Origin of the sequence: Pseudoalteromonas sp. S4492, assembly GCF_005886115.1 — a bacterium.
Taxonomy (GTDB): domain Bacteria; phylum Pseudomonadota; class Gammaproteobacteria; order Enterobacterales; family Alteromonadaceae; genus Pseudoalteromonas; species Pseudoalteromonas gelatinilytica.
Window position 1 is genome coordinate 1 of the sequence record NZ_PNCP01000214.1, and the last position, 353, is coordinate 353.

Here is a 353-nt window from a genome sequence, read left to right on the forward strand (position 1 = left end):
TGCCACTGCCCTGTGACCACTGGCCCTGGATTTTCAGGGTGTTGTCGTTGGTAATGAAATCGCTGGTCAGCGTGCCGGTGTCGTCGGTGATGCGGCTGATGGCGACATCCGGCAGGGCACCGCCATCGGGGCCGGGTTCATCGTTGGGTGCCGTGGTATCAATCACCACATCCTGGTTCGCTTCGCTGCTATTACCGGCGGTATCGGTCACCTTGGCGTTGACCGCGTAGGTGCCATCGGCCAGGGTCGTACCGGTCAGATCCAGGGTCCAGGTATCCCCGTTACTGGCCAGTGCGGCATCGGTGCCCAGGACATAAACATTACTGTCCACCGTGATACTCAAGGTGCCACTG

1 protein-coding gene is annotated in these 353 nt (G+C 60.3%); it reads right to left on the reverse strand.

All coding sequences use genetic code 11. The features are described 5' to 3' along the window. A partial coding sequence (locus tag CWC28_RS22085) for an Ig-like domain-containing protein (RefSeq protein ID WP_171038349.1) occupies window positions 1-353 on the reverse strand: 353 nt, incomplete at both ends.